Below are 7,051 nucleotides of genomic sequence, written 5' to 3'. Positions count from 1 at the left end.
ACGCCGCACGTATGCGGTGTCGGAGCTTTTACATAAAAGGTGAAATGTGCTCACGGCGTATTACTCCCTTCCTCCCCAAGCTTTTTGCTATGCCAAGCAAGGAGGGAGTAAAGCCCCATCAAAAACTCTCAGCAGCAGGGACGCTGCTGCGAAGCCGCCATGGATGGCTTCACGGCGTGTTTTTGATGGGGCTTCACTCCCGACCTAAAAATCGCAGGCATAAAAAAAGCGCACCTAAGTGCGCTTTTTTGGCTTGTGTTGCTAAGTCTAGATTAGTCTAGGATCTTAGATACAACACCAGCACCTACTGTACGACCACCTTCACGGATTGCGAAACGAAGACCTTCTTCCATCGCGATCGGAGCAATTAGCTCAACTTTGAATTTAAGGTTGTCACCAGGCATTACCATTTCTACGCCTTCTGGAAGCTCTACAGCACCAGTTACGTCAGTTGTACGGAAGTAGAACTGTGGACGGTAGCCTTTGAAGAATGGAGTATGACGGCCACCTTCATCTTTAGATAGTACGTATACTTCTGCTTCGAAGTTAACGTGTGGCGTGATTGAACCAGGCTTAGCTAGTACTTGACCACGTTCAACTTCATCACGCTTAGTACCACGTAGAAGAACACCAACGTTCTCACCCGCACGGCCTTCGTCAAGAAGCTTACGGAACATCTCAACACCAGTACAAGTCGTCTTAGTCGTATCTTTGATACCTACGATTTCTACTTCTTCACCAACTTTAACGATACCTTGCTCAACACGACCAGTTACAACAGTACCACGGCCTGAGATTGAGAATACGTCTTCGATTGGAAGGATGAACGGCTTGTCGATTGCACGCTCTGGCTCTGGGATGTATGAATCAAGCGCTTCACCAAGCTCAAGAATTTTCTTTTCCCACTCTGGGTCGCCTTCAAGCGCTTTAAGCGCTGAACCTTGGATAACTGGTAGGTCATCACCTGGGAATTCGTATTCGTTAAGAAGTTCACGAACTTCCATTTCTACTAGCTCTAGAAGTTCTTCATCATCAACCATGTCACACTTGTTCATGAATACGATGATGTAAGGAATACCAACCTGACGACCAAGTAGGATGTGCTCACGAGTCTGTGGCATAGGGCCATCAGTCGCAGCTACTACTAGGATACCACCGTCCATCTGAGCAGCACCAGTGATCATGTTTTTAACGTAATCAGCGTGTCCTGGGCAGTCTACGTGCGCGTAGTGACGAGTAGGAGTGTCATATTCTACGTGTGAAGTAGAAATGGTGATACCACGAGCTTTCTCTTCAGGCGCGTTATCGATTTGATCGAAAGCCTGAGCAGAACCGCCGTAAGTTTTAGAAAGAACTGTAGTGATAGCTGCAGTTAGGGTAGTTTTACCGTGGTCAACGTGGCCGATTGTACCCACGTTTACATGGGGTTTCGTACGTTCAAACTTTTCTTTTGCCATTTCTATTATCCCAGCAAAGTTACATTAAAAAATTTAGAGTTTTTTACATGAGCTGGGGAGAAATAAACTGGTGCTGATAGGCAGATTTGAACTGCCGACCTCACCCTTACCAAGGGTGCGCTCTACCAACTGAGCTATATCAGCACTGATTTGGAGCGGGCAGCGGGAATCGAACCCGCATCATCAGCTTGGAAGGCTGAGGTAATAGCCATTATACGATGCCCGCAATCCTAATTCTCTGGCCACCTCATAGAGAAAGTGGTGGAGGGGGCAGGATTCGAACCTGCGAAGGCTGAGCCGGCAGATTTACAGTCTGCTCCCGTTGACCGCTTGGGTACCCCTCCAGATTGATGGTGCCGACTGCCGGAATCGAACTGGCGACCTACTGATTACAAGTCAGTTGCTCTACCAACTGAGCTAAGTCGGCACTACATCAAGTGGGTGCGCATTCTAGAGTATTGTTTGACTCTGTGCAAGTGTCTTTTTGAAAATTTTTCAATTTTCTTTTTTGACCAATTTTTCAACTAATCAAAAACTTACGTCGTTGTTCACTTTAGAAGTTCACTTCGAGCGTAGCGGGCAAGACCCTGCATCACCAAATGAGCGAGGCGCATGTTATCAGCAGATTTTAAGAATGCAAACACTTTTTTGTCTCCACCCCCTAAAATTATGTCAAATTCGGTTTGTTTGCTTGATATGTAATCAATGGCGCTCAAATAAACACCATAAAGGGCTGCATGACACCCACTTGCCACACAATCTTCTGTATCGGTCCCCACTCCAAAGGTGGTCGGAATTTCATCATTCGCGAACACTTTTTTAGTTGAAGCGACCAATGCATTACGCATAACTTGAAAACCAGGTACGATCCAACCGCCTAAATGTTGACCATCTACCACAAAATCCACCGTGATTGCCGTACCCACATCCATAACAAAAAATGCTTTTTTTGATTTTTCTGCAGCACAGATCATAGCAAGCCATCTATCAACGCCCATTTTTTGAACATTGTCGTAACTATTTTTTATCCCGAAGGCTTCTTTCTCTGTGTGCTTTTCTACAAAAATTATATTTCTCTCATTACACATGGTGGAAATTTCATCAACCAGTTCCTGATTTCTTACTGAGGCAACGTATAAATGAGAGATTTTTTCTTGAGAATCGATAAAAGAGAAAAGAGAAATGGCATCTTCACATGCACTTGGCTCTTCTTCGGCGTCACAAAGCAGTGAATATTTTATTCGGGTGTTACCTATATCCACCAAGATGACGTGGTTTTCTTCAATGTTGTTCATAGTTTTTGATTTCGATAGCAAAGAATTGCGTAAAACGAACGGTTAAAATACTTTTTAAAAAATCACAGAGGCGAAATACGAAGTACTTTTACAACAAAATATTTTCTGACACTTCGTAACTTAGCCGTGAAATAGAGCGTTAGTTGCCCCTTAGGCTAACTTCACCACCGTGGAATCGCGTAATTCCATCTTGGGTCTCAACCAGTAGTGCGCCGCTTGCGTCCACGCCTCTATTAATACCGGAAAAACGCTTCTCGCCCATTTGTAAAACAATACGTTTATCGGCATATAAGTCGAGCGCTTCCCAATATGCAGTAAATGGCCCGAAGCCCTGCTGGGTAAATTTAGGCAAATAAGACCACAGGGATTTAATGATTTCTGCAGCTAGTGCATTTCTATCTGGGATAGTGCCTAAATATGAAGCGAGATCGCTATGAGGCTGACCCACATCGTATTGGTTATCGGGAACACAAACATTTAAGCCTATGCCGATAACACTGTGAGCGGTGGCCCCAATCTGTCCTTCTACCTCAATAAGTACGCCCGCGAGCTTTTTACCTTGCAAATAAATGTCATTGGGCCACTTTAACTCGGCATCTTCTACGCCAAATTCCTTCAGCGCATCGCAAACCGCTAGCCCAACTAACAAAGAAAGCCCAGCCATGCTCTGATAACCGTCTGGAAAAGACCAATACATAGAGAAAGTTAAGCTACCGCCTACCGGTGCTAACCATGAACGGCCATGTCGCCCTCTTCCATCGGTTTGAATTTCAGCAAAAACCACATCGCCGTTTTCAAGATCTTCTCGTTTACTCGCAATACGCTTCTTCATTTCCGTATTGGTAGACGGCAACACTGACTCAACGTCAATTACCGCTCGTTTTGTATTGCCTAAATGTCGCTTGATACTGTCGGCGCTTAACAATGGAAAACCTCGTTCTAAACGGTAACCTTTACCTTTTACTTTAAATACATCTAATCCCCAATCGGCAAGTTGGGAAATATGGCCTGCTACAGCAGTACGTGACAGACCCACTTGCTGTGCAATAGTTTCACCAGAGTGAAACTGGCCGTCAGACAACAAAGCCAGTATATGTTTTCTTATAGCTTTTGATGCTTGTCTCATAGCGAAATAAGTCCTTTGTTTCCTAATAAGCGCACTTCTGGCTCAAGCTGTATGCCAAACTTTTCATGTACGCTTGCTATGATATCTTTTGCCATGGTGATAACGTCGCTTCCGGTGGCTCCACCTAAATTAGTAAGCACCAATGGCTGTGTAGGGTGGCATCGTACTTTATTTAAAGTCTTGCCTTTAAAACCGGCTTGGTCGATAAGCCAAGCAGCCGGTATTTTTATTTGTTCGTTTTCAATTGATGACAATTCAGTACTTCCGCTCACCACAAAATGGGGTACTGAATCGTATTCTTGCGCAATCCCTTGATACACGGCTTGTGAAACAACTGGGTTTTTAAAAAAACTCCCTGCATTGCCAAGCTCGGCTGGGTCGGGAAGTTTGCTCTTTCTAATTTCTATTACCTTACTATATATCTTTTCTGGGGTTGGCTCAGAAAGCGCGGCTAATTCACCATAGCTAGTTTCAAGTTCGTAGTGCTTGGGCAGTTTAAAGTTTACATGAGTGATCAGCACTTTGTTCGCGAGTTCGTGTTTAATCACACTGTCTCTATAGCCAAATTGACAGTCCTCATTACTCAGCACAACTTGTTCGCCGGTCTTAAGGAATACACACTCCACTTTTTCAATTAGTGTATTTACCTCTACTCCGTAGGCGCCAATATTCTGAATAGGGCAAGCGCCAACCGAACCAGGTATTAATGCTAAGTTCTCAAACCCATACCACTTCTCGTTCATACACAAAGTCACGAAGTCATGCCAGTTCTCGCCAGCGCCAACTCTTAAGAAGTGATGACTCTCTGTATCGAAATGGCTAATACCTTTAATTTCGTTAACCAATACCGTTCCGTCAAAGTCATTGGTAAAAATGGAGTTGCTTCCGCCTCCAAGAATATAGATGGCGTTATCAGTTCGATTTTTGATTGAATTGTATATAGATAAAAAAGATGAAACATCGGTGAATAGCTCAATTGAATCACAGGATGCAGAGAGACCAAAAGTGCTATAGCTTTGTAATGAAGGCATATAATTTTACGAACTGCGAACAATTCGCTAATGGTAGGGTAACCAAGCACTAAATAAAAGTGTAAACACGCAAATAAGTGGTTGCATGGTATGCAACCTTCGGCTCTTGCTGGCGCTACTGCTCTTCGGCTTTATAGCCGATACGAAACCCGCCCCAGTGCTTACCTTTAACATAAATAGGCGCTGATAGATCGTGCATTATCTCGCCGGTATCCCGTTTATATGTCTGGAGTAAAAAAGTAGAGGTATTACTACCACAACGACTACCCGTTTTATCGCTAAATATACGTTTCGTGCGATTATTCGCTAAGTCGGTCTCGTAATCACCGGTAAGGGGCTGGCTAAACTTTTTATTGTGGGTAGGAAAATAGCCATTCTTATCTACTGCTCCAGCGTAAATAATATAGCTGTGATTATCTAAAATGGGCTCCTGCAGTTCCGGAAGCGCCTTATCAGTAAAACTATCAAAAGGAGTAGTGTGCTTCTCGGGGTTGGTGTTTGGCATCGGTGTATAATCAAAACTAAACAATTGTGACTCAGATATCTCACCGTTTGCTATTGCTTGTTCGAAGCGCTTACCTATTTTTTCTGCTGTTGATATCGCGATATCCCTTACTTCACTATTCCTGTCATTTACATCGAAACTCTCTAACAGTCTGAATATATCTTCTGCTTGGCTGCTCAATGTAAGCGCTCGTGTTGCTACATCATTGAGATCTCGCTCTAGATTTTCTGTTGTGCTATGTAGCTGTAATATATTGGCACTGATACCTGCACTGTGTTCAGTATTACTCTCTACCATACCTTGCATAGCGCCCATTGACTCACGAGCTTGCGTAGATAATGAGCTTGAATGAGAAATGGCATTTTCACTTTCTTGTAACTGCACATTCATATCGTCACTAGAATTAAGCACAGTTTGCATTGTCTCGACCGCGGCTTGACTGCTCGTATTCATATCTTTCAACAAGCTTTCAATTCCTGATGTAGCATCCGTTGTTTTTTTTGCTAATTCTCTTACCTCATCCGCAACAACGGCGAATCCTCTTCCCTGTTCACCCGCTCTTGCCGCTTCAATAGCGGCATTTAACGCCAGCATATTTGTTTGATCGGCCAACTGATTAATTGTATTCGTAATAGTACTGATACCCTCAGCCCTACTTTTTAAAATAGTTAATGCTTCTGAGGACGCATTTATATTCTTTACGAGCCGCTGTTGCTGCTTCAACACTTCTTTTAAAGACGAGCTACCTAATTGTGTTTTTTCGTCAGACTCACTCATTGACGCATAGGCATTCTTTGCAAGTTCATCTAACGAGCTTGATGAAGTTTCTAAGTGCTGGAGTCGCCCGCTCATCTCACCAATGCTTGCGACCTGTTCATTGAAAGCTTTTGATAGTTGTTCGAGGAAAAACGAAATAGAGGCGCCGCCTATAGCAATATTACTTACGGCATGACTCACCTTCGTAGCATCGTTATTTTTATGATTGGTAACATCTAACTTTATTGATGCGCTGTCATTTTCTATTTCCTTTCTATCAGACACGCTATGAACAAAAAACGCCCCTACCAAAGCGCCGACAAAAGTAATGCCAGAAGCTATCCAATTATTATCAGTGACCCAATGTGCCGCCAAACTGCTTAACCCAGCGATAGCCGCTATCAATAAATACTTCATCAAACGCACTTAACATTGCTTTAACATCTTTCAAATGTAGTCTGATCTCGATCTAATTTCTATAAGCAGTTGGTAGTAGAACTTTATTTACTCCAATCCAAATAATGGGAGCAGAGTGTATTACTTTGAATATTGGGGTCAGAGTACATTTCTACGTTGCCAATAAGACGCAAAGAAAGTTGACGTTTACAAGAGTAATGCAGTGGCAGCTAATGAAATAAAGTACTCTGACCCCATTTTGATGTTAGCTGGCGCATGGACGGGGAATTAATGTACTCTGACCCCATTTTTTTCTGCTGCAGAAAGCAAAAAACCCGCCGTTAGGCGGGTTTTTCTTAATGGGACCTGGCAGTGTCCTACTCTCACATGGGGAGACCCCACACTACCATCGGCGCTAATACGTTTCACTTCTGAGTTCGGAATGGAGTCAGGTGGTACCGTATCGCTATGGCTGCCAGGAAAAA

5 protein-coding genes, 4 tRNA genes and 1 rRNA gene are annotated in these 7,051 nt (G+C 43.5%); all 10 read right to left on the bottom strand.

The annotated features are described in order from the left end of the window. Nucleotides 1-272 precede the first annotated feature (272 nt). Nucleotides 273-1,457 (bottom strand): elongation factor Tu, encoded by a 1,185-nt coding sequence (tuf, locus tag C6Y39_RS02715; RefSeq protein WP_105929799.1) that lies wholly within the window; start codon nucleotides 1,455-1,457, stop codon nucleotides 273-275. 68 nt (nucleotides 1,458-1,525) lie between these two features. Beyond that, nucleotides 1,526-1,601: transfer RNA gene (locus C6Y39_RS02710), tRNA-Thr, on the bottom strand. Between the two features lie 7 nt (nucleotides 1,602-1,608). After that, nucleotides 1,609-1,683, bottom strand: a tRNA-Gly gene (locus C6Y39_RS02705). Nucleotides 1,684-1,716: 33 nt separating this feature from the next. Then, nucleotides 1,717-1,801, bottom strand: a tRNA-Tyr gene (locus C6Y39_RS02700). A 7-nt stretch (nucleotides 1,802-1,808) separates the two neighbouring features. Beyond that, a tRNA-Thr gene (locus C6Y39_RS02695) sits at nucleotides 1,809-1,884 on the bottom strand. Between the two features lie 121 nt (nucleotides 1,885-2,005). Beyond that, nucleotides 2,006-2,752: a type III pantothenate kinase gene (locus C6Y39_RS02690; RefSeq protein WP_105929798.1), complete on the bottom strand. Its 747-nt coding sequence runs from the start codon at nucleotides 2,750-2,752 to the stop codon at nucleotides 2,006-2,008. A 139-nt stretch (nucleotides 2,753-2,891) separates the two neighbouring features. After that, complete coding sequence (gene birA / locus C6Y39_RS02685) at nucleotides 2,892-3,878, bottom strand: bifunctional biotin--[acetyl-CoA-carboxylase] ligase/biotin operon repressor BirA (RefSeq protein WP_105929797.1); 987 nt, start codon at nucleotides 3,876-3,878, stop codon at nucleotides 2,892-2,894. Then, nucleotides 3,875-4,909, bottom strand: coding sequence for a UDP-N-acetylmuramate dehydrogenase (murB, locus tag C6Y39_RS02680; RefSeq protein ID WP_105929796.1), 1,035 nt, complete (start codon nucleotides 4,907-4,909; stop codon nucleotides 3,875-3,877). The genes birA and murB overlap by 4 nt, the downstream gene beginning before the upstream one ends. A 115-nt stretch (nucleotides 4,910-5,024) precedes the next feature. After that, nucleotides 5,025-6,587, bottom strand: coding sequence for a methyl-accepting chemotaxis protein (locus tag C6Y39_RS02675; protein WP_105929795.1), 1,563 nt, complete (start codon nucleotides 6,585-6,587; stop codon nucleotides 5,025-5,027). Between the two features lie 343 nt (nucleotides 6,588-6,930). Then, nucleotides 6,931-7,046: ribosomal RNA gene (gene rrf, locus C6Y39_RS02670) — 5S ribosomal RNA — on the bottom strand. Nucleotides 7,047-7,051 lie beyond the last annotated feature (5 nt).

Source organism: Alteromonas gracilis (assembly GCF_002993325.1).
In the GTDB taxonomy this organism is placed as follows: domain Bacteria; phylum Pseudomonadota; class Gammaproteobacteria; order Enterobacterales; family Alteromonadaceae; genus Alteromonas; species Alteromonas gracilis.
This window is presented reverse-complemented; position numbering and strand designations above follow the sequence as displayed.

Coding starts and splice junctions, on each gene's coding strand:
- tuf (WP_105929799.1), bottom strand. CDS start 1,457: ATGGCAAAAGAAAAGTTTGAACGTACGAAACCCCATGTAAACGTGGGT.
- C6Y39_RS02690 (WP_105929798.1), bottom strand. CDS start 2,752: ATGAACAACATTGAAGAAAACCACGTCATCTTGGTGGATATAGGTAAC.
- birA (WP_105929797.1), bottom strand. CDS start 3,878: ATGAGACAAGCATCAAAAGCTATAAGAAAACATATACTGGCTTTGTTG.
- murB (WP_105929796.1), bottom strand. CDS start 4,909: ATGCCTTCATTACAAAGCTATAGCACTTTTGGTCTCTCTGCATCCTGT.
- C6Y39_RS02675 (WP_105929795.1), bottom strand. CDS start 6,587: ATGAAGTATTTATTGATAGCGGCTATCGCTGGGTTAAGCAGTTTGGCG.